At 43.9% G+C, this 26150-nt stretch carries 18 protein-coding genes; all 18 read right to left on the bottom strand.

The window, feature by feature from the left end; genetic code table 11:
* Positions 1-7 precede the first annotated feature (7 nt).
* The 18 genes from gltB to AAC978_RS11195 all read right to left on the bottom strand — a co-directional run bounded on the left by gltB (position 8) and on the right by AAC978_RS11195 (position 25837).
* The gene (gltB, locus tag AAC978_RS11280; RefSeq protein ID WP_341548144.1) at positions 8-4840 is read right to left on the bottom strand and encodes a glutamate synthase large subunit; all 4833 of its coding nucleotides are present in this window, start codon (positions 4838-4840) and stop codon (positions 8-10) included.
* A 209-nt stretch (positions 4841-5049) separates the two neighbouring features.
* Complete coding sequence (locus AAC978_RS11275) at positions 5050-5940, bottom strand: VOC family protein (RefSeq protein WP_341548143.1); 891 nt, start codon at positions 5938-5940, stop codon at positions 5050-5052.
* Positions 5941-5969: 29 nt separating this feature from the next.
* Positions 5970-7073, bottom strand: coding sequence for a mechanosensitive ion channel family protein (locus AAC978_RS11270; RefSeq protein ID WP_341548142.1), 1104 nt, complete (start codon positions 7071-7073; stop codon positions 5970-5972).
* A gap of 546 nt (positions 7074-7619) precedes the next feature.
* Positions 7620-9707, bottom strand: coding sequence for a glutamine synthetase III family protein (locus AAC978_RS11265; RefSeq protein ID WP_341548141.1), 2088 nt, complete (start codon positions 9705-9707; stop codon positions 7620-7622).
* A gap of 175 nt (positions 9708-9882) precedes the next feature.
* Complete coding sequence (locus AAC978_RS11260) at positions 9883-11253, bottom strand: aldehyde dehydrogenase (protein ID WP_341548140.1); 1371 nt, start codon at positions 11251-11253, stop codon at positions 9883-9885.
* Between the two features lie 37 nt (positions 11254-11290).
* Positions 11291-12496, bottom strand: coding sequence for an iron-containing alcohol dehydrogenase (locus AAC978_RS11255; protein ID WP_341548139.1), 1206 nt, complete (start codon positions 12494-12496; stop codon positions 11291-11293).
* 173 nt (positions 12497-12669) lie between these two features.
* Entirely contained in the window at positions 12670-14406 is a 1737-nt protein-coding gene (xsc, locus tag AAC978_RS11250) for a sulfoacetaldehyde acetyltransferase (RefSeq protein ID WP_341548138.1), read from the bottom strand.
* 108 nt (positions 14407-14514) lie between these two features.
* Positions 14515-14835, bottom strand: coding sequence for an SCP2 sterol-binding domain-containing protein (locus tag AAC978_RS11245; RefSeq protein WP_341548137.1), 321 nt, complete (start codon positions 14833-14835; stop codon positions 14515-14517).
* 182 nt (positions 14836-15017) lie between these two features.
* Entirely contained in the window at positions 15018-16664 is a 1647-nt protein-coding gene (locus AAC978_RS11240; RefSeq protein WP_341548136.1) for a thiamine pyrophosphate-binding protein, read from the bottom strand.
* A gap of 88 nt (positions 16665-16752) precedes the next feature.
* A complete protein-coding gene (locus AAC978_RS11235; protein WP_341548135.1) occupies positions 16753-18006 on the bottom strand; it encodes an MFS transporter in 1254 nt (417 codons plus the stop codon).
* Between the two features lie 80 nt (positions 18007-18086).
* Positions 18087-19007 (bottom strand): 3-hydroxyacyl-CoA dehydrogenase family protein, encoded by a 921-nt coding sequence (locus AAC978_RS11230; RefSeq protein ID WP_341548134.1) that lies wholly within the window; start codon positions 19005-19007, stop codon positions 18087-18089.
* A gap of 260 nt (positions 19008-19267) precedes the next feature.
* Entirely contained in the window at positions 19268-20188 is a 921-nt protein-coding gene (locus AAC978_RS11225; RefSeq protein ID WP_341548174.1) for a LysR family transcriptional regulator, read from the bottom strand.
* A 119-nt stretch (positions 20189-20307) separates the two neighbouring features.
* The gene (gene nadA, locus AAC978_RS11220; RefSeq protein ID WP_341548133.1) at positions 20308-21393 is read right to left on the bottom strand and encodes a quinolinate synthase NadA; all 1086 of its coding nucleotides are present in this window, start codon (positions 21391-21393) and stop codon (positions 20308-20310) included.
* 121 nt (positions 21394-21514) lie between these two features.
* Positions 21515-23296, bottom strand: a complete 1782-nt coding sequence (locus AAC978_RS11215) for an ATP-binding protein (protein WP_341548132.1) — start codon at positions 23294-23296, stop codon at positions 21515-21517.
* A gap of 59 nt (positions 23297-23355) precedes the next feature.
* Positions 23356-23478 carry a cyclic lactone autoinducer peptide gene (locus AAC978_RS11210; protein WP_341548131.1) on the bottom strand — a complete coding sequence of 41 codons (123 nt, stop codon included), beginning with the start codon at positions 23476-23478 and terminating at the stop codon, positions 23356-23358.
* A gap of 1 nt (position 23479) precedes the next feature.
* Positions 23480-24046: an accessory gene regulator ArgB-like protein gene (locus AAC978_RS11205; protein ID WP_445900307.1), complete on the bottom strand. Its 567-nt coding sequence runs from the start codon at positions 24044-24046 to the stop codon at positions 23480-23482.
* A 4-nt stretch (positions 24047-24050) separates the two neighbouring features.
* Complete coding sequence (locus AAC978_RS11200) at positions 24051-24512, bottom strand: hypothetical protein (protein ID WP_341548129.1); 462 nt, start codon at positions 24510-24512, stop codon at positions 24051-24053.
* Positions 24513-24658: 146 nt separating this feature from the next.
* The gene (locus AAC978_RS11195) at positions 24659-25837 is read right to left on the bottom strand and encodes a benzoate/H(+) symporter BenE family transporter (RefSeq protein WP_341548128.1); all 1179 of its coding nucleotides are present in this window, start codon (positions 25835-25837) and stop codon (positions 24659-24661) included.
* Positions 25838-26150 lie beyond the last annotated feature (313 nt).

The raw sequence follows: 26150 nt of genomic DNA, 5'->3' as shown, positions 1-26150 counted from the left end.
TCCCCCCTTATTTAGCCGCTTCCAAGGCCTTGAAGCTCTCTGCAAAGGCTACCATGAGTGCTTCATCCCCTGAATATCCGTCTTGACAAGCCTTACGGATGTTGGCTAGCATCCGTTTGTAGTCCTTCGGAATCACTTTAGTAAACCGAGTCGCATAACTTTCCCAATCGGCGAGAATTTTACGCCCTTGGGGACTATGGGTATACTCCACATGCTTTTGAATCATGACTTTGACTTCCTTGAGATCCTCATCGGACTCGATCTTCTCTAACAGAACCAAGGACTTGTTACAATAAATCTCCTCAAAGTCCAAGATATAGGCAACCCCACCAGACATTCCTGCCGCAAAGTTGCGCCCAGTTTTGCCTAGAATAACGACTTTTCCACCGGTCATATATTCACAGCCATGATCACCTACCCCTTCGACCACGGCGTGGACGCCGCTGTTTCTGACGCAAAAGCGCTCGCCGGCAATCCCATTGATGTAGGCTTCTCCAGATGTAGCCCCATAAAAAGCTACATTACCGATAAGGATATTTTCTTCAGGAACAAACTCCGAAGTCTGCGGTGGATAAACAGCGATTTTACCGCCGGAAAGTCCTTTACCCAAGTAATCGTTGGAATCTCCCTCTAGCTCTAGGGTCAAGCCCTTGGGTACGAAGGCCCCAAAGCTTTGCCCTGCTGAACCCACAAAGGTCAGTTTAATGGTATCTTCCGGTAGCCCTACCTCTCCGTACTTTTTCGAGATCTCGCTGCCGATAATGGTTCCCACGACCCGATCCACGTTCTTGATCTTTAGTTTGGCGCGAATCTGCTTTTGGCTTTCCAGAGCAGGCTCACAAATCCGTAACAGCTTTTTTATATCTAACGATTTTTCCAGCATGTGGTTTTGGGCTTGAGTTTTATAACGAGTCATGTTGTCACCGGCATAAGGTTGATAGAGAATTTGGGAAAGGTCCAGATGGGAGGCTTTCCAGTTCTTGATATTCTCTTTTGTCTTCAGGCGGTCTGTACGTCCAACCATTTCGTTAATCGTTCTAAAGCCTAGCTTAGCCATGATCTCCCGCATTTCCTGAGCGATAAAGCGCATGAAGTTTTCTACGTGCTCGGGTTTTCCCGTGAAGTTCTTTCTTAACTCTTCATCTTGGGTAGCGATGCCTACGGGACAGGTATTTAGGTTACATACCCGCATCATCACGCATCCCAGGGCAATCAGAGGCGTGGTGGCAAAGCCGAATTCCTCAGCACCCAACATAGCAGCGATAACCACATCCCGTCCTGACGAGAGCTTACCATCCGTTTCTACCACAACCCGATCTCTCAGTTTATTGAGGACTAGGGTCTGATGCGTTTCCGCTAAACCGAGCTCCCAAGGCAATCCTGCATTGCGGATACTGGTTCGGGGGGAGGCGCCCGTTCCACCATCATAACCGCTGATGAGAATCACATCGGCTTTTCCTTTGGCTACTCCAGCAGCGATGGTCCCTACGCCCACTTCAGACACAAGCTTGACATTAATGCGAGCATCACGGTTAGCATTCTTCAGGTCGTGAATCAACTCTGCTAAATCCTCGATGGAGTAGATATCGTGATGAGGAGGGGGAGAAATCAGATCAACCCCCGGTGTGGAGTGACGAGTCTTAGCGACCCACGGATAGACTTTACGTCCTGGCAGCTGTCCACCTTCACCGGGCTTTGCCCCTTGAGCCATTTTAATTTGAATTTCTTGGGCATTGACTAGATAATGACTGGTTACTCCGAAGCGTCCCGAAGCCACCTGTTTTATAGCACTGTTTTTGCTGTCCCCATGCCAAAGGGTATCAGGGTTGTTGTTCCCTGCATCATAAGGCCCAGTTTTAAAACGTTCCGGGTCTTCCCCACCTTCACCGGTGTTGCTCTTGCCGCCTAGTCGGTTCATAGCAATGGCTAAGGCCTCGTGGGCTTCTTTACTGATAGAGCCATAGGACATGGCTCCCGTCTTAAAGCGTTTGACTATAGAATCCACAGGCTCCACCTCTTCGATGGGGATCGTATCCCCTACATTGTATTTGAAATCTAAAAGGTGTCTTAAGGTATAGACTTCCTCTTCATTGATCTTTTTGGTGAACTCTTTAAAGAGAGCATAATTGCCTTCTCGGCAGGCCCTTTGAATCAGATAGATGGTTTTAGGATTATAAAGATGCTTTTCTCCATCTTCCTTGCATTGGAAGTAACCACCGACTTCCAAACTATCGGCATAGAGAGAGTTCTCATCGTAGGCGCTTTCATGACGCATTAGGTTTTCTCTAGCAATTTCTTCGAGACCGATTCCCTCTAAGCGTGAAGGTGTATAGGTAAAGTATTTGTCGATGAAGTCTTTCCGTAAGCCCACAGCTTCAAAGATCTGGGCACCATGGTAACTGTGCATGGTGGAGATACCCATCTTGGTGAGCACTTTGAGCATTCCTTTGACTGAGGCTTTGATGAAGTTTTTGATCCCTTCTTTGGCACTTAGCCCATCAAGTAGTCCCTTAGCTCCTAGGTCTTCAATGGTTTCATAGGCCAGATAAGGGTTGATAGCTGTTATGCCATAACCCAGCAAGGTGCAGAAGTGGTGCACTTCCCGAGGCTCTGCGGATTCCAGCACGATTCCTAAATTGGTGCGAATCTCTCTGCGAATCAGGTGATGATGCAGTCCAGAGGAAGCTAAGAGAGCTGGGATCGCCGCATATTCCTTATTCACTCCTCGGTCAGAGAGGATGATGATATTGGCTCCCTCCGTCATGACTTTATCCGCTTCCCTAAAGAGACGATCCAAGGCTCGCTCCATGGCCTTGGCTCCCCCTGCTATTGGGTAAAGTATGGATAGCGTCACTGTTTTAAACCTCTCATCATGCATGGTCTTAATAGTGGTAAGCTGTTCATTAGTCAAGATGGGATGCTCAAGGAAAACCGATGCAGTTCCCTCCCGATCCGGATCGAGAAGATTGCCGGAATTACCTAAGAGCAGACTGCAGGAGGTGATGATCTCTTCTCGAATGCCATCGATAGGAGGGTTCGTCACTTGAGCAAAGAGCTGCTTAAAGTATAGATAGAGCATCTGTGGCTTTTCCGACAAGATTGCCAGCGGAGAATCCATGCCCATGGCGCCCACCGGGTCTACACCTTCAACGGCCATCGGTTGGATTGTTTTCGTAATATCTTCAAAGGTATAGCCAAAGGCTTTCTGCTGCTTTATCAGGTGTTCACCTGCTTTTATTACTACCTCCTTATCCCTTGCAACCTCGGCATGAACTGAAGCTGCCAATTCTTTCGTGTCTACGTTTGAGGATATTGACGGAGATAAAGCTGGTCCTATATCTGTCAGTTGGCCTGCCTGTATATTTGCTAATTGGCCTGTTTGTAGACCTGCCGTTTGGCCTGTACGTATATCTGTCGATTGGTCTGCTGTTTGGCCTTTGTGTACACTTGCTGATAGACTAGCTGGTAGACCAGTAGACAGATCTTTGAGCTTAAGGATGTGCTTCTCGATCCATTCTTTATAGGGTTTCCTCTGGGCTACACTGGCCTTGATTTCTTCATCTGAGATGATTCGCTGAGCCTCAGTATCAATGAGCAACATTTTTCCGGGCTCTAAGCGACCTTTATATTGAACATTCTCTGGCTTGATATCGATAACCCCCACTTCGGAGGCCAAAATGACTTTATTATCCTTGGTCACATAATAGCGGGAAGGACGCAGGCCGTTGCGATCCAGCATTCCGCCGATAAGCACCCCGTCGGTAAAGCCCATAGCAGCAGGACCATCCCAGGGCTCCATCAAAAAACTGTTGTATTCATAGAAGTCCTTCTTATTCTGAGGCATGAACCCGTTGTTCTCCCAGGGCTCAGGAATCATCATCATCACCGCATGGGGAAGTGTCCTTCCGGTCAGATGCAGAAACTCTAAACTATTATCAAACATCGCGGAATCACTGCCTGATTCATCCACAATGGGATAAACTTTGGTTATATCCTCAAACAAGGGAGAATCAATGCATTTTTGACGGGCCCTCATCCAGTTGACATTGCCTCGGATGGTATTGATCTCTCCGTTATGAACAATATAACGATTCGGGTGTGCCCTTTCCCAGCTGGGGAAGGTGTTCGTACTGAATCGGGAATGAACCATTGCTAAAGCCGAGGCAAAATCCAGATCCGAAAGATCTAGATAAAAATGACGCAGCTGTTCTGCCGTCAACATTCCTTTATAGACGATGGTCTTGGCAGATAGGCTGGCTACATAGAAGGTGCCGCCTTTGTCTTGGCATAGAGGTAGAATGACTTTCTCAGCTCTTTTCCGAATAGTATAGAGCTTCCGTTCAAAATCCATCTCATCCGTAAGCTGAGGATTCTTTTCGATGAATACTTGGATAAATCGTGGCATGACCGCTTTCGCGCCTTCCCCGAGGGTAGTTTTGTCGATGGGAACTTCTCTCCAGCCAAGGATTTTCTGTCCCTCTTCTGCGACGATCTTTTCAAAGGCCTCTATTTGGATTTTCCTAAAATCCTCATAGCGATGGGCAAAAATCATTCCCACCCCGTAATTCCCTTTTTCGGGCAGCTCAAACCCCAGCACCCCGCATTCCCGTCGGAAGAAATCATGGGGAATCTGGGCCAAGATTCCGGCGCCGTCACCTGTATTTTCATCGGCCCCGCTGGCCCCTCTGTGACTTAAATTCTCCAGTACGGTCAAGGCTTCAGCGATGATATCATGTGACTTTTCTCCTTTAATATTGACCACAAATCCCATACCGCAGGCGTCATGCTCTAAGGCTGGATCGTAAAGACCTTGTTTTTTTGGCAGACCATAATTTTTCATATCAATCACCCTTTTTCTGGAGTTTTCCCTAAACATCAAGGAGCCAAAAAGAAAAAGCGCTCAAAAAGACTTGCACTTATCAGGTACATGTCTCTCTGAGCGCCTTTGCTCCGTTTTTCAGTTAAGCATAACTTATCATAGTATGGCTTAGCATTTCAACCGTTTTCGCCAATGTATACAATATTTAAAGTTGCTGAGAATTTAGTCTCCTAATAATTTAACCCTAACTTTGCCCTTTCAAGAACTGCTATATCCAGCTTCTTCATTTTCAAAAACGCCTCTGTGATCCGTTTAACTTCTTCTTCTGTTCCCCTTGACAGAGTTTCGTTCATATTCTCCGGTACGATCTGCCAAGATAGGCCAAATTGATCTTTAACCCATCCACACTGCTCCGCCTCAGGAACAAAGGAAAGCTTATCCCAGTAATAATCGATTTCCGCTTGGCTATCACAAAGAATCATCAAAGAAAAGGCTTCATTAAAACTAAATTCCCCGCCAAAGCCATGGTCCATTGCGATAAGCTGACTTCCTAGGATATTCAACTCACCGTAGTTTATTTTTGTTCGCACATCCATGGACTCCCCCGTCTGATAATAGTTTACAAAACCTTGATCAGATCCTTCAAAAACGGAAAGGTAATATTCAATGGCTTCTTCAGCTTTACCGCATACCTCTCCGGCAAATAACAAATTAAGCCTTATTCTTCGATGTTCTTCTTTATTCTCAACCAGCATGAGTTGCCAGCTAAGGCCATATTTGTCTTGAATCCAGGCATATCGTTTGCTGAACGGATACTCACCCAAAGGCATGAGATCTGTTCCATCAACAGATAGATTATCATAAAGCCTGTCGACTTCTTCCGGATCATTGCAAGCTACCATTAAAGAAATCGATGGGTTCAGGGTAAAGTACGGACCGGCACTGATTGCAGAGAACCTCATTCCAGCAAGTCGAAAATCGACCATTACGGAATCACCCGACGGAGTATCGGGAATTGTCGTGATATTAATGATCCCTGAATCCTCAAAAAGCTCAACATACCTTTGAGCCGCTTCAACGGCTTCTTTGTCAAACCATAGATGAGGAATTATTTTCTGCATGGTTCTTCCTCCTGTTTCTTTTGAAATAGTCACGCTTCTTTCGGCACTTCCGCTTTGGCATTTTCAATATAGACACTTCGCGAAGGAAGAGCTACAAATATACCCAACTCCTCTAACAGAGCCATAATCTTAAAGTTAACATCCTCTTGAACTTCGAGGAATTTCTGCCAATTGGTAGTGTTAGTAAAAAAGTAGACTAAGATATCTAAGGAGTTATCACCGAAGCGTTCAAAGTTTACCAAAATAGTCTCGGGATGAACTTCCGGATGTTCCTCAAGGATGGTCCGTAAGGATTTGACGCATTCTTGGAGCTGTTCAGCTGTCGTTTGGTAACTCACTTTGAGCTGAAAATTGATTCTCCGCTTCCCCATCTTGGACCAATTGGTAATAGCCTCATTGCTCATGACGGAATTGGGGATAGTCACCACAGCTTGAGCAGAGGTTCTTACCTTAGTACTTCGAAAGCCAATCTCTTCGATAGTACCCTCCACGCTGGGGGTTTGAACCCAGTCCCCAATGTTGAAAGGGCGATCCAGCATAATGGTCACACTACCGAATAAGTTTTTAGCGGTATCTTGAGCAGCCAGAGCAAAGGCCAGACCGCCAAGTCCTAAGCCTGTCAATACACCGGCGATTTCCGTAAACCAGACTTGAGCGATGGTGATAGCTCCTAAGATAATAATTACCGCTTTAGCCCCTTTGCTCAAAAAGGAGATCAGCATATCGTCAAATTTGTCGTTAGTGAGAAGGGCTCGTTTTTCAAATATAGCTGTAAAGACATCTGTCGCTCGGTAAGCCGACCAGAATAAAGTATACAGAACTAAAGAGCGAATAACTCTGTGGACAAATACACCGATCTCCGGGGGCAGGAGTAATACTTGTGAAGCGATCTGGAGGCCAATGATGATAAAAGCAAGCTGTACTGGTTTTTCCAAGGCTTCCACAGTAGAATCATCAAAAGTACTTTTAGTCTTTTGGGTAAATTTTCGCAGTAAGACTATGATCACTTTAGAAAATATTTTTCTCAGCAGAAGAGCCAGAAGCAGAATTAATAGTGCTGCTCCAATTCTCTTTAAACTAGCGCCATAAATTATCGATTCCCATTGTTTTTGTACATCAAACAAGAAATCCATCTTCTGCCTCCTCTAGAGATGTTCGTGCTAGCAAATGCCGTTTACCCAATTACACTCTAATAGTATATCAGCCGGAACTAGATTTCTAGCTAATCTAGCGATAGTTTCCATTAATTATCCTCACGTCTATGAACCAAAAAAGAGAATGCAGTTAGAAATAACTCCCTTTGCATTCTCCTCAGCTATTTTTTTGCTATTGTGGCCCATTGCGATATATATATTCTTTAGCTGTTTAAAAAATCAAGTGCAAATTGCACATGCAATGCTGCACCATATTTCAAGTAATCTTCATCAAGCTTAAACCTTTCATGGTGCGGGAAATAGATCGATTCCTTTTCTTTTTATATTGTTTTATGTTGCTTTTATCTGGAAAATTTATTCTGACTGCTTAATTTTCTAGAGGCCTAATAAAAAAAGAAAACCTGGAATACACCCACTAATTGTGGAATATCCCAAGTTGTCCTTTTTGAACTATGCTTTTTTGTGAAGTAGTATGGCCATGGTTATGGTTATAGTTATAGCTATTGCTATGCCCAAATCTACGTGTTACAGCTTAAACAACATATCCGCATAACTGGGCAGAGGCCAGTATTCCTTATCTACCAATTCCTCCAGTTGATCCACGGCTACCCTGAGGTCATTCATGGTCGTGAATACTTCATCCCGATAAAACTTGCCTTGCATAAAGACCTCAGCAATCGCTTGAGCCTCCTTTGACTTTGCTTCTAGATTTCGGAGGCTTTCATCTACAGCGACCATCAGATTGGAGACTTGGCTTAAAAGCCCTTCCTGCACAGAGACAGGCGCACTGGAAACCGCTTTCACTGCAGAAATTCCGGCAGCCAAACTTTGAATCATTTTCAAACCGGCGGGGATAATTTGACGTTTCGCCATATAGAGCATGGTTTGGGCTTCAATATTGATCATTTTGTTGTATTGCTCAAGGAGAATTTCATAACGGCAATGAAGCTCTGTTCCGCTGAGAACACTATGTTTCTCAAAGAGTGCCACTGCTTTTTGTGTGATCCAGGCAGGGATAGCATCCACAGTAGAACGGATATTGGGTAATCCCCGATGTTCGGCTTCTTCCACCCATTCTTCAGAGTAGTTGTTGCCATCGAAAACAATGCGAGAATGCTTGATAGCAATCTCTTTGAGGAGCTTCTTCAATTCAGCGTTGAAATCTTCTGCCTGCTCCAGTCGATCCGCCATGCAGGAAAGGGCTTCGGCTACTATGGAATTCAGAACGATATTGGGTCCGGCAATGGAAATGGAGGAGGGAACCATCCGAAATTCAAACTTATTGCCGGTAAAGGCAAAGGGAGATGTGCGATTCCGGTCGGTGGAATCCTTTCTCAAAGCAGGCAAGGTGGTAACCCCAATGGTCATGCGGCTTTCGGATATTGAGCTTTTTAAACCGCCGTTTTGCAATTGAGATAGAATATCGCTCAGTTGATCGCCTAAGAAAACAGAGATGATAGCCGGAGGTGCTTCATTGGCGCCTAAGCGGTGATCATTGCCGGGATTAGCAGCAGAAGCTCGGAGTAAATCCGCATGCTCATCCACAGCTTTGAGCACTGCACAAAGGAAAGTGAGAAATTGAGCATTTTCATGGGGAGTGGAGCCTGGGTCCAAGAGGTTCTTCCCTGAATTAGTGCCTAGAGCCCAGTTATTATGCTTGCCGGAGCCATTGACTCCTGCGAAGGGCTTTTCATGCAGAAGGCAGACCAAGCCATGGCGGTTGGCAACTTTTTTAAGAACATCCATAATGAGCTGATTATGGTCAGTAGAGACATTGGTCAGGCTGAAAATGGGGGCGATTTCGTATTGACCTGGTGCCACTTCTTTATGCTGGGTTTTAGCTGCAATGCCCAGCTTCCAGGCTTCCACATTCACATCATGCATGAAGGAAGAGACCCGCTCATTGATGCTGCCGAAGTACTGGTCTTCCATTTCCTGGCCCTTGGGAGGCTTTGCTCCGAATAGGGTACGGCCTGTGAGGAGAAGGTCCATTCTTTGTTCATAGTAAGCTTTGTCAATGAGAAAATATTCTTGTTCAGGGCCGACCGTACTGGAAACACGGGTGGTCTCTTCATCCCCAAAGAGTTTCAAAATTCTCAGAGCTTGCTTGGACAAAGCTTCCATAGAGCGCAGCAAGGGAGTTTTATTATCTAAGGCCTCCCCGGTATACGCACAAAAAGCGGTAGGGATACAGAGGACAATGTTGGTACCCTCTTCCCTTAAAAATGCCGGTGATGTGCAGTCCCAGGCTGTATATCCTCTGGCCTCAAAGGTGGAACGTATCCCACCATTAGGGAAGGAGGAAGCATCTGGCTCCCCTTTGACTAGCTCTTTACCGGAGAATTCCATGATCACGCGACCATCTTGGGTCGGAGAAATGAAGGAGTCATGCTTTTCAGCGGTCAAACCGGTTAGAGGCTGGAACCAATGGGTATAGTGTGTCGCTCCCTTTTCGATGGCCCAATCCTTCATGGCACTGGCTACTACCTCAGCAATACCGGAATCTAGGGGAAGACCATTGTCAATAGTATTTTTTAAGGATTTGTAGATGTTTTTGGGTAGTCTCTCACGCATGACGCTATCATTGAAGACATTTGTTCCGAAGATTTTCATTTTCGTTCCCCTTTCCTTTGCAGCACATAAAAAGGCGCCCAAAAGGACGTACGTTTGTACAGTCCATTTGAGCGCCTTTGCTCTTCTCTATGAGAATTTATGACTTAAAAATAACATAGTACGAGGGTTGTTTTCAACAGTTATTAGCAATGTATACAATATTTATCGACTCGGCCTATCTCATAACCTTTTTTACTAAGCTTAACTTATTTTTAAAGGGAGGATACCTTAAAGGAATATCCAGCAAATTAGATCTTTTCATAATACTTTTTTGATGTGAAAAGGTATCAAAACTCGCCTTACCATGATATCCTCCCATTCCACTTTCACCAACCCCACCGAAGGGCATATAGGAAGTCGCTAAGTGCACAATGGTATCGTTGATACATCCTCCACCAAAGGAGATATCCCTAAGGATCTGTTCTTCTCTTTCCTTTTTAGTAGTAAAGAAGTATAGTGCCAAGGGTTTGGGATGTTTATTGACTTGAGAAATAACCTCGCTTAAGTGCTCGAATTCCAGCACCGGCAGAATGGGCCCAAAAATCTCTTCCAACATGACTGGACTGTCCCAGGTTATATTATGAACAATGGTTGGGGAGATTTGATGGGTTTCTTCATTAAATTGTCCCCCAAAGACAATTTCTTCACCTATGATAAGGCTTTGTAATCGCTTAAAATGCTTTTCATTAATTATCTTTGGATAATCTTCATTTTTACTGGGATTTTTCCCGTAAAACTCAATCACGTATTCTTTCATCTTATCAATAAGTTTGCTCTTGATACTACTGTGAACCAGGAGATAATCTGGGGCTACGCAAGTTTGTCCTGAATTCAAGAGCTTTCCCCACATAATCCGCTTTGCTGCCAAGTCAATATTTGCAGTTTCATCCACAATGCAAGGGCTTTTACCACCCAACTCCAGCGTTACAGGGGTAAGGTGTTTGGAGGCTGCTTCCATGACTGTCTTACCAACCGCTACACTTCCTGTAAAGAAGATATGATCAAATTTCTCATCCAGCAAGGTTTTATTAGCTTCTCTCCCACCGCGTACTACCGTAATAAATTCCTCTTTGAAATTCTCTTTTATGAGCTTCTCGATCACTACAGAGGTATTGAAGGAATACTCAGAGGGTTTAATAACCGAGCAATTGCCTGCAGCGATGGCGCCAATCAATGGTGCCATCGCAAGCTGGAAGGGATAGTTCCAGGGAGACATAATCAAGGTTATACCATGGGGTTCAGGGTAGGTGAAACTTGTGGCTAGGAATTGGGTTATCGGTGTTCTTACCCTTTTCCTTTTCACCCATTTCGGTAGATGCTTTAATGTGTAACTCAATTCTTCTAGAACAATCCCTACTTCCGTAGCATAGGCCTCAAAGGGAGTCTTATTTAAGTCTTTATGCAAAGCCTCCCTGATTTCTTCTTCATTTTCAATAATTACCTTTCTTAAGACCCTGAGCTTCTCCATACGAAAATTCAGATCTTTGGTTTTACCCTCTTCAAAGTATCTTCTTTGTTTAAGGATTATTTCTTTAACATCACTCATAACCACACCTCCCACGGAACTTTTTTCAACTCATCATCTATATCTTTACTCTTATTAGGTCATAAAGCTTGATCAAGTCTTCTCTCGATAGAATCCTCGGTACTGGATAAAGTGGATTGGCCTCATTAAAGGCCCGATCACTCATCGTTGGGATATCCTTCTCCTTAATCCCGCCGATTGTTTCAGGAATCTCCATGCTTTGGTTAAGCTTCTTAATCGCATCAATAAATTTCAAAGCCTTTTCCTCTGTAGTATCCGTCTTTTCAGAAATTCCGATTAAATCGGCCAGTTCTGCCAAAGGTTTGTGGGCTGGCTCCCCGTAGTATTCAAGCACATAGGGTAAAATCACAGCATTAGCCAGACCATGAGGTGTTCCATAAAATCCGCCTAAGGGATGGGCCAAGGCATGAACATATCCAACATAAGCCCGGGTAAAGGCAATCCCAGCATAAAAGGATGCCTTCTGCATATTTTCACGTGCCACAAGATTTGCCCCGTTAGAATAGGCCTCAAATAGATTATCGAAAATCAAGTTTACTGCTTTTCGGCTTAACTCCTTAGTTTCTTTGGTGTTACTTCTGCCGATATAGGCCTCTACTGCATGAGTAAGAGCATCTAGGCCTGTCGTTGACGTAATATGAGGTGGCAAACCTACGGTAAGCGCGGGGTCTAATACAGCATATTTAGGGATAAGCACCAAATCATTAATTGCATACTTCTCGTGCGTTTCCTGATTAGTGATTACTGCTGCAATGGTGGCTTCGCTTCCCGTTCCCGCTGTTGTTGGAATAGCAAACAATGGTGGGATCTTTTTTAAGACCTTGAATAGCCCTTTCATTTGGGGGATCGTCTTCTGGGGACGGGCAATACGCGCTCCCACTCCCTTTGCACAATCCATTGGGGACCCGCCTCCAAAGGCAATAATCCCCTTACATCTGTTGCTATAGTATAGTTTTAGGGCTTCTTCAATATTATCAATGGTTGGATTAGGAACGGTTTTATCATACACACAATACTTGATATCATGATCCTCTAATCCTTTAAGTAGGCTATTCATTAACCCTAGGGAAGAAATTCCTTTGTCCGTTACGATGAGTACACTATTGATTTCATTATTTTTAATAAGTCTGGGGAGCTGGCCTAGGCTGTTTTTTCCCTCAAGCAACTTTGGGGTGCGCCAAGGCATAAAATAGGTACCAAGCTTCAACACGCTTTGAAAGGCTCTACAATATAACTTATACATTTCATACCCCCATATATCTATACTATCATCTTTGCTCGAATACAGTAATAGATGTTTCTTTGCTTGTGCCCTGCGGAGTATACTTACGGACATAGGCAAAGGTATAATTCCGTCAAAATTATGAGGAATTATACCTTTTTTACTGCAACGAATGCTTCCCTAGCGTAAGATGTTTACCAATTTCTCACATCTAAATCCTTGTACTTAGGCAACAGGCGGGTAGGTAATTTCAGAGCGTCTTTTCTGAAAGGTGGTGCTAGTATGGTTCCATCGCAGACGATTTCCAGTACGGTAGGTTTGCGAGATGACAAGGCTCTTTCTAAAGCTGGTCCCACTTCCTCTGGATCACTAACACGGATACCTTCTGCACCCATGGCGATGGCTACTGGAGCAAAGCTTTCTGGATTGAGAATATCAGCGCCGATAAAGCGGTTGTTGTAGAAATCGATTTGATTTTTCTTTTCTGCACACCAAGCCATGTTCCGGAAGACAATAGCGACGACTGGTAGATTATGTTCTACAGCGGTACTCACTTCATGGAGGCTCATTCCCCAAGCTCCGTCTCCGACAATGGCTACTACAGGAGCATCTGGATTTGCCATTTGGGCACCTAATGCTGCAGGATAAGCAAATCCGGTGTTACCAAAAGTCAAGGCAGCGATATGCATCCCTTCGCCCTTAAATCTCAGGTAGCTATTGGCTGTAGAGGAAACATTACCAATATCCGTAGAGACAATTGCATTTTCAGGCAATACCTTTTGGATTTCTAAAAGAGCACGGCGAGGATTGATAGGATCGCCATCTACCATAGCTAAGTCAACGATTTCCTTATCCCAAGCATCCTGACGACTCTTAATGACTTTTAAGTATTCTTCATTAACTTTAGGATTAGAGATTTTTGCTTCTAAGCCTTTGAGGATTTCCTTGGCTGCTTCTTTAGCATCAGCAATCAAACCTACTTCTACTGGATGGGTTCTGGCGATATTGCGAGGATTAATATCTACTTGAATGATCTTGGCACTGTCTGGGAAGTAATTGATGTCATACTGAGGTGTGGTACCGAAGACAGAAAGTCTAGTTCCCAAAGCAAGGATAACATCTGCCTCAGCCACTGTATTCATGGCTGCTTTAGAGCCCATATAACCGATAGGCCCTAACCACAGGTGATGATCTGAAGGAAAGGCATCGTTATGGAGATAGGTGCAAGCTACAGGAGCAGTGAGGAGCTCCGCGATTTTAGCTACGATGTCCTTGGATTTGGTATCGACAACTCCGCGACCGGAGATAATGACTGGGCGCTTTGCGGAAGCTAAGAGCTCGACAGACTTAGCGATGGAAGCCAAATCTCCGCAGCCCCGTTGGGAAACACGATATTGATGGGGCTCGAGGATCTGCTCATCAATTTCACCATAGAAATAATCCCTAGGGATATCATAGAGTACAGGGCCCCGCTCCGCATAAGCAATGCGGAAAGCAGTCCGCAGGCAATCGGCAGCCCGGGAAGGATGGGGTACGCGAATGGTTTCCTTAGTAATAGCTTTGAAAATCTGAACGGTGTCTGCTTCTTGGAAGCCGTCCCAGCCCACTGTTGGAGTCCCAGCTGAGGGGCAGATAATAACCATAGGGGTATGAGCCGAATTGGCTGCTGCCACAGAGGTGACCATATTGGTGATACCAGGGCCATTTTGGCCAATGAGCACTCCTGCACGGCCTGTTACACGGGTATAAGCATCTTCCATATGTCCGGCGGATTGTTCGTGACGAACGGGGACGAATTTAATCCCGGCTGTGGGGAAGAGATCTAGAAGATCCATAAAAGCTGATCCTACGATACCTGTTACATGATCCACACCTTCAGCCAATAAGGTTTCGCAGATAGCTTCACTGGGTGTCATTCTTACTTTTTCCATAGTACTTTCCTCCAAATCTACTCCAGCATATTCTATGCTTTACTAAGATAGTTACATGAAACTACCTATGAACTTAACAAGACTCAAGAGTCTAATTTTTTGCTGCTCTTAGTAGTATTGCTTAACTACTTCCAAAAGCTTTAAGGCTTTATCTACACGATCTACTTTGACTTTTCCGGTCATTAGAGCCACTGTAGTGTTGAGTTGGTTTTTGAGTAATTTAGAATAATCGTCATCAGAGATAGTCAGAGTTAACTCCGGTGTATGAGGGCAATCTTCATAAACAGTGATTTTTGCATCCTTAATCACCATTTGGATGGGGCCACTTTCTTTTAGGTTAACTTGGAAGCTCAGATCCTTTCCTTCCATATGGCCTGAATCTGTATTCATTTTCTCGCAAAATGCATAGATTTCTTCTTTTACGCTCATTTCAGTGTCCTCCAATTACAGTAGTAGTTAAATGCTTTGTAATGTTGCATTATAGATTTACTTGGTTTTATTCAGTATATGTGATTACTCACATGCTTTGGGGTTTAGGTAGTGGACTGGGACAAGGGACCTATTCCCCTGTCCCAAATTTGAATAACTGTACCTGTCCCCTTAATTCACTCTTATCTGCTGGGGGGGCCGAATTGGGGGTCGGTGATGACGTTGACGCAGGACATTTTACCGGAAGCCAGAGCACGGTCGATGGCGTTGCCTACTTCTGCTGGGTCTGTGACGAATTCGCCGTAGCCGCCATAGCCTTCCACGACCTTTTCGTAATGGACTTGTTCCATGAGTTCCACACCCACGAATTTGGCTTTGCCGCTGGCCTTCTTAGCCTCAGAGCGTTTAATCATGCCCCAGAGACCATCGTTAAGGATAATAGTGGTGATATCAAGTCCATACCGCTTCAAGGTATCGAATTCTGCTACTCCATAACCGAAGGCTCCGTCTCCAGTGATCATAATGACCTTCTTCTCTGGATGAGCCAGCTTGGCGGCGATGGCATAACCCATGCCCACACCTAAAGGACCAAAGCTAGTTGCAGCAATAGAGAGCATTTGTCCAGGTCCATAAGCTGGTAGTACTAAAGTAGCCCAAGTAGCTGTATCGCCACCATCGACGACGACGATGGTTTCTTCATCCACCCTTTGTGCAATTTGGCTCATCAAATGAACTGGATGAATAGGTGAATGGCTGGGATCACACATTTGGCCAAAGAGACCGGCAAATTGTTGTTTTACTGCACCAAGGAATCCTGTCCATTGGGGACGACTTCCGGCTTCGACACCTGCGATGAGCTGCTTCAGAACTTCCTTAGCATCGCCGTGGATACCCACTTTAACGTCTAACTGATTGTACAACTCTGCAGCATCGATATCGATGCGGATGATTTTTAAATCTTTGCGGAAGTTTCCTCTGCCCAAGGTAAAGCCAGGTTTAGTGCCGATAACGATGGCTAGATCTGCTTCTGCCAAAAGGGCTTGAAGAATGGGGTGATCATAGCCGGGGCTAATGAACAAGGGATGTTTATCAGTGATGCATCCTCTGGCTGCGTTACGGGTTGCAAAGGGGATGCCGGTTTTTTCTACGAAGGCTTGGAGTTCATGATGAGCTTGGGAGAACCATACTCCAGAACCAGCGATGATGACCGGTTTCTGAGCTTCTTTAATCAGTTCCAGAGCAGCTTGAATGCTGGCAGGATCTCCTTGGGGCTTGCTTTCAGTGATATATCTTTCTTGGAACTCCACTGTGGAGAGATCCACTTCAGTTTCCATAAGATCTCTGGGAACCTCGATGTAAACTGGTCCAGGTTTGCCGGTGGTGGCATGAGCGATAGCTCTGCCCACATATTCTGGGATCCGTTTGGGCTCAGAGACCGCGCGAGCATGCTTAGTCATTTGACTGAGAACAGCCATTGAATTAAAATCTTGGAGTTCGTTACGGTCATTTTCCGTAATCCGAGCTTTACCGCCGAGAGCAAAAACCGGGAATCCTCCTACGTAAGAGTTGGCTAAGCCAGTAAGCAAATTGGTGACCCCTGGGCCGGCAGTTCCTGTGCATACTCCGAATTTACCGGTGGTTAAGGCCCAACCTTCCGCTGCAAAAGCAGCTGTCATTTCATGGCGGACACCGATAAAGGGAATACCTAGTTCTTCGCAGCGTTCCATAGCAGGATAGATATGCCCACCTGGGATACCAAAGATATATTTGGCACCTTCTTTTTTTAAGACCTCAGAAACAAGAGCTCCTGCTCTGCATTTTCCTTCCATGTGTAAAACCTCCTCTATTATAATTAATCAGTGAGAACAGCACATAGTTTGGGTTTGATAATATATATTTTGGGAAAAAGTATTCTCTTTACTTGGAAATAGCCTCTGAGCTCTCTACACTCACAGCACTCTTCTTGCCTGTTTCCGGCAGGAAGAAAAGAATTAACATGAGGGAAATTAGAGGTAAGGCTACGGCAATGGCTGTGGCGTGACCAAGACCTAGCCAGATAGCCATAGTGGTTACTGCGGTAGGGACAATAATCTGCCCCATACGACCGACGATGTTGTTAGACCAAGCCATCGCATTAGCACGGATTTCCGTTGGGAAGAGCTCGTTGGTTAAAGTGGAACCTACGATTAAGAAAGAGTTAACAAATCCCGCGGAAATGATGCTGCAGATAAGTACCGGGTAGAATCCTGTTAGAGTAAAGGTCAATACACTAAAGACACATCCAACGATGATGATAATGGTAGCAGCCCGCTTACGTCCGATGACATCCATCATTTTGCCATTCATAGCAATGACGAAGATTCCGGTGAGGGTTTGAAGAACAAGGCCTAAGCTTACCATGTTGGGAGTCCAGCTTAATTCACTAACAACTCTGAGGGAGAAGAAGTTCAAAGATCCTTTGACTCCGAAATAGAGGAATACCCATACCAGACACATGACGACCATATACTTGGTAAAAGGACTCCGCCAAGGACCAAAGAAGTCTTCTTTCTGAGGCCGAATGCCTTTCTTCTTCTCTTCTTGCAGATTTAGAAAAGCCTCTGTTTCAGGTAAATTCTTTCTCATAAGGTAAACAGGAATTATGGGAACAGCACCTACTACATAAAGAGCTCTCCAGCTTAAACCGAAACTGGTGAAAACGGGAAGCAAAATACCAATCAGCAAAGCTCCAAATACAGCTGTCAACTGGAATCTTCCCACAGCTTTTCCTCGATGTTCTGTAGCGAACTCCTCACAAAGGATTACATAACCTACAGACCAACAACCAATTAAGAAAATCCTAGCTACGAATTGTAAAAAGATAAATACTTGGATATTTGGTGAAAAAGCCGTGACTAAGGAGCAAATAGAATACATATAGACACAAGTTAAAAAGACTTTACGCCGACCGATGGTGTCCGCCATCCGCGAAACAAAGAAAGCTACCATGGTTCCAAAGGCAATAATGGAAAGTGCATAACCAGACATCTGAGTGCTCAGGTTAAAATCTGCTTTAATATAGGGTAAGGCAATATTGATCAATGCATCATCAAAGCCTTCGAAAAACGCTCCCAAGATGAGGATGGGCCATAGGGCTTTTTGACGCGGGCTTAAGACGAGTTTTGTGCTCATTTCTATTTTCCTCCCGAGTAAAACTTCCTAACTTCAGGAGATATTTAGCTACGACTTTTGTTGAGAATCCCTTTCACCTCTTATTTATTAAGGTAAGTATTATAGAGTTTGAGTTGCTCTAGGAGACCTTCCTGCCTTGCCATCGCATCCTCTTCGGAATACTTAAAGAAGCCTTCTCCTGTTTTTAAGCCCAATTTTCCTTCTTTAACTTTTTCTGTGACTATTGATGGAACTGTAGTTTCATTGCATAGATCCGGGAAAATGACATTATAAGCAAAAGCACAGGTATCCAAACCAATGTAATCCATGGTTTCAAGGGTTCCCTGCCATGCGGATTTGAAACCGATGCAAGCCGTATTGGCAATATCCAGGTCCTCTAGAGAGATAATTCCTTTTTCATAGAGGGATAAGCCTTCCCGAGCCATGGCTGTCTGCATACGGTTAGTGAGGAATCCTTTGACGAATTGATTAACGACAATAGGTTTCTTCCCACATTTCTCCAGCTCTGCTCTGAGCCAAGCAACCTTTTCGGGATTGGTTTTGTCATTTTTAACGATTTCCACTAAGGGTATGATTTGGGGCGGATTCATAAAGTGAGCCACGAAGAAGTTCCCCGGGCGAAAATTCGGGAATATTTCCGGTAAGGGTAAAGCCGAGGTATTGCTGACAATAACTGTATCTTTAGGGCAGAACTGATCGAGACTTCCATAAATCTGTTGTTTTAAGCTAATCACTTCGGGTATAGCTTCTACCACCAGATCCGCATCCTTAACGGCTTCTTCTAAGCTGGTCATCGTTTGGAAATTGCTCATAAGGGCTGTGACATCCTGATCGATGATACCCTTGGCCACCATCAAGTTAAGACTATTACGTATTTCCTTAGTTCCTTCCGCTAAGGCTTCCACTTTAATATCTGTCATAATTACACGATGTCCACCCATTAGGAATACTTGGGCAATACCAGGTCCCATAACACCCGAACCAATAACAACTACGTTCATTCCTTTTGCCCCCTTTTAGTTATGAGGTGACGGCGCCTTGTGACCTCTTATATACATTGTAGTCACTTTCACTTGTTCTGGCTAACACATAATTTAGAATATTCTGTGGGGGGCCACAAATTTCATTTGTGCCCCTCCAGCCTAAATAATTAGAGGCAAGTTACTAACGAGTCTTTGCTAAGGGATAAAAATGTAAGAAAAAATCCGAGAGAGTCTCTCGGATAACTATTCAAGGTTTGCTCATGAGCTATAAAACTTTATCAGCACTGATAATCTTGCGTTGTTAATTTAAGATGGTTGATGAATTCCTTACTGATCTCAGTTTGTGAATCAACATTAGAATACACCAGCCCAATGGTGATATTATTGTGTTTTTCGATGGCTATAGGGACTACTTCCCCCTTCTTAAAAATAAGCTCCTTTTCTAAACCAATTCCGGTAACAAAACCCACCGCCAAACCTTCTTCAATCATCTTTTTATAGATCTGCATACTATTTGATTTCTGAATCTGTATAGAAGAGGGGTCCTGATAACGCTTGATAATATCCAGAATCCATCCATAGAGATCTTCAGATACGATCAAGTTTTGTTTAAATAGTTCAGTATGGGATATCACACGCTTTTTCTTAAGTGGGGACTTTTTTCCGGCACAAACATAAATCTTATCGTCAAGAATATTTTCATAGCTCAATCCCAGTTCGTAGATGGTCTTAGAGAATCCCTGATCCTCGCCTGTGCGAAAGATAATACCAACGTCACTTTTCCCCTCAGCTACATTACTCATAATTTCTTGAGGACTGTGTTCCTTTAATACCACATTGACCTGGGGGTGCAGCCTATAAAAGGAAACCAGGATATCCGGGAGGGTCATGTAAGGAACCACATCAATGCGCAGGCTACCTTTAAGGGCTTTTTTGGCGAGCTGTTTCTTATTAAATAGAGAATTCAGCTCGTCAATCTTAGTCAATATCTCCTGTGCTTTATTGACAAATTCCTCCCCTTCCCTGGTAAGGGATACACCCTTATGGGAACGTATTAAAAGCTCAACATTGAACTCCTTCTCCAAATTACGAATGGCAACGCTAAGATTTTGTTGAGACACATGAATCTGCTCCGCAGCGATAGTTAGGGATTTATTCTTGCTCACCTCAACAAGATAATATAGCTGCTCAATGCGCATAAACACCCTCCATCCCATCATCCATAGTGCTCCCGCACAATCCTCCTGCTGCTCCTTTGCCCCGTTCAAGCTTAACAGGATTGTAGGATAGATCCAGGCTTCTCTAATCTTGGGTAGTTTTACTTACTCAACTCCAGCATGCGTTCGAGAGCCACCACGGCATCCTTAGCTATTTCCGGTTTGACGCTAATTTGATTGACCACCTTACCCTGTTGAAGGTTTTCCAAAACCCACAGAAGATGGGGCTGGCTGATCCGGCTCATCATCACGCACAGGCAAACGTTTTCATTCAAGCAGATGACGGTCTTATCGGGATTTTCCTTGGCCAAGCGACTCACTAGATTGATCTCTGTTCCCACCGCCCAAACACTGCCAGCCGGAGCTGCAGTAATTTGACGAATGATAAAGTCGGTAGAGCCACTCAAATCAGATTTTTCTACTACCGCATGACTACATTCCGGATGGACAATCACTGTAATGCCTGGATACTGACTCCGGACATAATCCACATGAGCGGGAGTGAATCTCTGATGAACACCACAATAGCCATCCCATAGAATAATCTGTGGGGCAACCTCCGGCAACTCAATATCCCAGTCCTCTCGATGCCATTGGAACATATCCTTTTCCTCTAAACCCAGTTGAATAGCGGTATTGCGACCGAGGTGCTCATCGGGAAGGAAGAGCACATGCTTACCCTCAGCAAACAAAGTCTTCAGGATCTTCAGGGCATTAGAAGAGGTACAGGTTAATCCTCCATGACGGCCACAAAAGGCTTTGACCTCCGCTGTAGAGTTCACATAGGTCACAGGCACGAATTCTGCATGGTATTTGGCAGAAATTTGCTGCCAGCATCTCTCCACATCTTCTATCTCTGCCATATCAGCCATGGGACAGCCCGCATCTAAATCCGGCAAGATGACCTTCTGCCCAGGCGCACCCAACATATCAGCGGTCTCTGCCATGAAATGCACACCACAAAAAACGATGAACTCAGCATCCTTTGCTTGGGCAGCCAATTGAGAAAGCCGCAAGGAATCTCCGCGATGATCGGCATAGCGCACGACCTCATCCCGTTGATAATGGTGGCCTAATATGACTAGCTTCGAACCCAACGCTTCCTTCGCTTGCCGAATCCGTTGATCCATTTCCGCCTCACTAAGAGAAAGATACTGCTCCGGCAGAGGCTTTTGACTCGTATACATATCTTAACTCCTCCGTTTCCACACCTATACTGCAAACATCTCTACGGTTATTCATTTATTTAACCAAATGACTGATTATCTGTCAACTTCCCCACGGTTTAAGGCAGTAGATTAACCCTTCTCAGCCATTAGCTAAGGTAAGCTTTTTAAACTTAGCCTTAAAGGTTGTGCCTTGACTGCTCGACTCAAAGCCCAAATCACCATTATTGCGATGAGCAATACCCATAGAAATTGCGATACCTAAACCTGTGCCACTTTCTTTGGTGGTGAAGAAGGGGGTACCGATTTTTTCTTGAATCTCTGCAGGAATCCCTGGACCTTGATCCTGAACCGCCAAGATCACATGATTCCCTTCCTCGTAAGTGCGAATGATGATACATCCGCCTGTCGAAGTAACCTCCAAAGCATTGCGTACGAGATTAAGCAGCAATTGGCGAATTTCATTTTCATTCAAGGATAAGCTCGGCAGCGGATTTAAGTTGAGCAAGATTTCCTTGCCAGTGTTATTGGCATCAGCCTGAATCATGGGGAAAATCCGATAAATGATTTGATTGATGTCCTGCTCCGTGTTATGAACTATATTGCTTTTCGCCAAGGATAAAAATTCGGTGATAATCATATTCGCCCGATCTATTTCAGAGATCATCAGCTCGTTATACTCATTTTCCTCGGAGTTCGTCAGTTTGGAACTACGCAATTGCAGAAAGCCCTTGACCGTGGTAAGAGGATTTCTAATTTCATGGCTAATTCCCGCCGCCATCTGGCCAATCAGGTTAAGCCGTTCTAGACGAGCCATTTCTTGCTGCTGGATCCTCCGCTCTGTAATATCTCTAAAGAAGACCGTGATTCCGCCTTTAAAGGGATAAACGCTGAAAAGGTATATCCTCCCATTAACTACTATCCCCTCCGCTTCGAAATGGAGCGGCTCCGAATAGTTGAAGGCCGAGGCAAATAACTGATGGGTTGTTGAGTTTTGGAAGCCCGGAATAGCTTGGAAAATGCTTTTCATATACAAATCTTTATCTGTTCGATTCAGGTGCTTCTTGGTCACTTGATTGTAAAATAGGATACGCCATTCGACATCTATAGAAAGTAACCCGTCGGAGATTCCCTCCATAATTCGAGTCAATCGATGCTGAGATTCCAGCAACTCTTCATTCATACTGCTCAGCTCTTGAGTATAGCTCATGATCTTATAAAAAACCGGTTCTAGCTCCGGCAGCTTAGAAACATCCCACAGGGGCGCAGACTCAGGATGAACAATAGACTCACTAAAACGCTCCAGTTGGGTTTGGATGTTTTTTAAATGCCTATTAATTAATAGGATAATAATGCTTAAAAGTGCAAAAATGAACACAAAAAAAATATTAACACTGGAAAAGGAAGTGAAACTGAATTCCGGGTGATCGGCAAAGGCCCAAACATACCCTATCAATAGATGATCCTGATAAATAGGAATGCTTACGAGACTCAAATGCTCAATCTTCAATTGCTGTATACTATTATTTTCACTTAAAGCAGGCAGAATCTTATCCAGCACATACTTAATCTGTTCCTCTTCGGAAACGATCCAATCCATCCTGCTATCATAATAGGCGACTGAATAAGAATCTGTCCCCTGCAGTAAGGGTTTTATTTCGGCACTCAGTTTCTGCATGTCATTATTTTCTACAAGCTGTGAACCGGCGTTATCATCGGCAAGTTTCTCTATGTATTGACTTTCAATTCTTTCCTTGGCCTCAATGGCTACGCTTAATAATTCATAATCCAACTTAATCGATTCCTTCTGCCAAAAAGTTTGGCCGAATAAGAAAATTAGAATCATACTGAGAATGAAAACACTTATTGTAATATTTAATAAGGTGGATTGAATAATTGATCGATTAGAATGTCCTCTACCCATTTTAGCCTCCAAACCTCAAAAAGCTGGGACAAAACCCAGCTTTTTAAGAGAACTCTAGATTATTTCTGCAAGGATTTCGGCGTCTTGGGTTGGTAGGCCCAAATACCGCATGCGAACACAGATGTTGCGCTGGCTAGGACCATCAATGATGTGGCGAGAGCTGCAAAGATTGTTTTTCTCACTTTATCCACCTCCCCCGTGATTAAATAGCGGCAGCAAGGTTAAGGATTGATAGAGTATCCCCAAACTCAAGCTGACATTTAGCAACCCATTAGATGATATTAAAACAATAATAAAACTTACAATAACAAATGCGATGGATAAGCTTTTTAAATTTCTTTTTAGTTTTGCAGAGTGAATCGGTTTATTCTCGCTATCGACCGGTGCTAAAATGCCGACGATGATTAAGGCAATACCTATGCTTGCCCAAAGCATAAGATCAGTAACGAGGTGGTACTCCACCAGCTTTTGGGCCAACACGCCAAGTCCAGTGTACAGGATTGCCCCGAAGATCAAGCATTTGGTAGGAGTATCAAAATGTGCCCCACCCGATAATCTGCGGAGTATAACGCCAAAGACAGCTGCAATAAGTGATGCCTTTAAAGCATCGACTAATAAGGAAAAAAGAATCAAAAGTAAGACACCTATCACCGAATAGAGTGAAGTTTCGATGGCATAAGCAACAATCTCTTTTTTATCTTCATTAAATCCCAAATCTTTCGTGATAATATTAGTCAGTTCGTTACTCATCCCATTAAGGCTTATCATTTCTCTCCCTCTTTCGCTTAACTATAAAGGCAGTTAAAAAAAGCAGGATGACTTGGGGTTCAGTAAATAATATCCTTTTCATTGGATCGGTAAAAACAGCTTCTTGCGATGTATTAAAAATGGCCAGAAGAGATGAAATAGAAATAAGCTCAAAAACGCTGAGCGCTACAATGCAGAGAAGAGTAGAAATCAAGGATGTGATTACTTCTTTGCTCTTCAGCATTAAAAATATGAACAAAGAAAAAATAATCGCAAGCGTATGCGTTCCAAAGGGCATATTTAGGGACCTGATGATAAATGCAGTTAAGGCTAGCAATGTCCCTAAAGGAATAATTTCTTTCCAACGAAAAGGAAGCTTCGCAATCGCGTATGCCAATGCTACAACTCCAATTTGTTCCGGAATACCTTGAAGCAATAAAGAAAGTATCGGAATATCTATACAACTCACCTACTTCGACTAAATTATGACACCTATGTAATTAAAACAAATAAAAACAATCACATTTCTTAACTTTCTACATATTTGTTGAAAATCCTTCCAAGGAAGTGAATATAATAAAATCTTTAATTTAGAAATTTTAAGAGTTCTAAAATCTATTGGGATTCAATAAGTCGTGCGACTAAAGTCCCAATAAGCAGCGACCAGACTGGCGCACTAATATTAAAAATCGTTATGTTGGAAAAAGCAATTACAAAGGTCAGAGCCGCACTTATTTTGATCTTAGGGTTAGAAAAACCCGTCGATAAGCTATTGCCAAACACCCCTAACAGGGCAAAGCCTACGAGCAGTGAGATAAAGGGTTTGGGCAAGACTTGGATCAGCGGCACCAGCTTCCAGGCAAATAAGCCAAAACCAAGAAGAATGACCCCCGAAACCACCGCCCCCATATAGCGCTTTTCCTTAGGACCGGCCTCTTGATCAGAGCAAATGGCAGACATCATACCCGCCACGTTGGCCGACTGCCCCCCAAAAAAACTGGCGATGATCGAGAATATTCCACTCAAGGCAATGACCTTATTGACAGGTGGCTTATAATCATTTTGTTCCAAGGCTCCTAAGCCAACCGCCGCATCATTACTCAATATCAATAACGCTAAAGGAATGGAGACCGATAAAAAGCTAAGCGGATTAAACGCAGGCATCTGTATGGTTGGTAAAACCACATCGGTGCCAAAGGTGATTCCCGCCAATGGCTGGGTCAGAAATAATAAGAGCGTCGCGGTGAACACTCCTGCTACCATAGGAGGAATTTTAGTTTTCCATTTGCTGAAGATAAGGAAGGCTAACAAGGCCCCTCCCCCAATCAAGGGCATCTTCGTGATGGAGGTAATGAAATTCACCATATAGCTAGTAATCATACCGGCCAGCATCACAGAGATGATCTCTTTCGGAACATAATCAAGGAGCTTGGAAAAAACGCCTAATACGCCAATACCTAACATCAATAGAGCGGAAACAATATAAGCACCTAAGAGATCAGCATAACTAAACTGAGCTGTCACAGTGGCCAGAAAGGCGACCCCCGTAATGGTGTTCGCCCCCACAATCGGCATCTTATAATACCAGGGGATGATAATACTGAAAAGCCCCCCAAACACGTAACAAGAGAACATCCACATGACAGCCTGTGAAGTTGTAAAGTTGCCATTTGCAGCAGCCTCTAAAATGATGGCTGGCGGTCCCGTGATCGCAATCAGTGCCGAAACAAGTCCCGCTGCTATATTGCGTAGATTTAAATCCTTAAATCTATTCTTGCTTAAGCTTATCCCCAATTCTCCGCATCTCCTCTATAATACTCGCTCGATATTATTCGTTTGATATTATTCGTTTGATAAATATTATCTTATAATCTTCTCTTGAACATATTCTACTGATAACATTCCTTTGACAACTACTTCAGTAAGACATGCTAAATTATATTATAGTCCAGAATAGAATCATTACTCAAGAACAAATTGGCTTCCTGCCCACTCAGCAAAATCTATGCTTGCTTAAAAGCCGTTGACTTGCTTATAAAGCTTTTTAAAGTTTTCTTAAAGGCTTTTCCTTAGTTAAGTCATTTACTTAGTGAAATCTTACCAATTA

Source organism: Desulfitobacterium sp. THU1, from assembly GCF_038181555.1.
GTDB lineage: Bacteria > Bacillota > Desulfitobacteriia > Desulfitobacteriales > Desulfitobacteriaceae > Desulfitobacterium.
The sequence above is the reverse complement of the archived record's forward strand: the minus strand, read 5'-3'. Positions and strand labels throughout refer to the sequence as shown.

What these genes read in the sequence shown, in the direction of transcription:
- gltB (WP_341548144.1), bottom strand. Translation starts at nt 4,840, where the DNA reads ATGAAAAATTATGGTCTGCCAAAAAAACAAGGTCTTTACGATCCAGCC.
- AAC978_RS11275 (WP_341548143.1), bottom strand. Translation starts at nt 5,940, where the DNA reads ATGCAGAAAATAATTCCTCATCTATGGTTTGACAAAGAAGCCGTTGAA.
- AAC978_RS11270 (WP_341548142.1), bottom strand. Translation starts at nt 7,073, where the DNA reads ATGGATTTCTTGTTTGATGTACAAAAACAATGGGAATCGATAATTTAT.
- AAC978_RS11265 (WP_341548141.1), bottom strand. Translation starts at nt 9,707, where the DNA reads ATGAAAATCTTCGGAACAAATGTCTTCAATGATAGCGTCATGCGTGAG.
- AAC978_RS11260 (WP_341548140.1), bottom strand. Translation starts at nt 11,253, where the DNA reads ATGAGTGATGTTAAAGAAATAATCCTTAAACAAAGAAGATACTTTGAA.
- AAC978_RS11255 (WP_341548139.1), bottom strand. Translation starts at nt 12,496, where the DNA reads ATGTATAAGTTATATTGTAGAGCCTTTCAAAGCGTGTTGAAGCTTGGT.
- xsc (WP_341548138.1), bottom strand. Translation starts at nt 14,406, where the DNA reads ATGGAAAAAGTAAGAATGACACCCAGTGAAGCTATCTGCGAAACCTTA.
- AAC978_RS11245 (WP_341548137.1), bottom strand. Translation starts at nt 14,835, where the DNA reads ATGAGCGTAAAAGAAGAAATCTATGCATTTTGCGAGAAAATGAATACA.
- AAC978_RS11240 (WP_341548136.1), bottom strand. Translation starts at nt 16,664, where the DNA reads ATGGAAGGAAAATGCAGAGCAGGAGCTCTTGTTTCTGAGGTCTTAAAA.
- AAC978_RS11235 (WP_341548135.1), bottom strand. Translation starts at nt 18,006, where the DNA reads ATGAGCACAAAACTCGTCTTAAGCCCGCGTCAAAAAGCCCTATGGCCC.
- AAC978_RS11230 (WP_341548134.1), bottom strand. Translation starts at nt 19,007, where the DNA reads ATGAACGTAGTTGTTATTGGTTCGGGTGTTATGGGACCTGGTATTGCC.
- AAC978_RS11225 (WP_341548174.1), bottom strand. Translation starts at nt 20,188, where the DNA reads ATGCGCATTGAGCAGCTATATTATCTTGTTGAGGTGAGCAAGAATAAA.
- nadA (WP_341548133.1), bottom strand. Translation starts at nt 21,393, where the DNA reads ATGTATACGAGTCAAAAGCCTCTGCCGGAGCAGTATCTTTCTCTTAGT.
- AAC978_RS11215 (WP_341548132.1), bottom strand. Translation starts at nt 23,296, where the DNA reads ATGGGTAGAGGACATTCTAATCGATCAATTATTCAATCCACCTTATTA.
- AAC978_RS11205 (WP_445900307.1), bottom strand. Translation starts at nt 24,046, where the DNA reads ATGAGTAACGAACTGACTAATATTATCACGAAAGATTTGGGATTTAAT.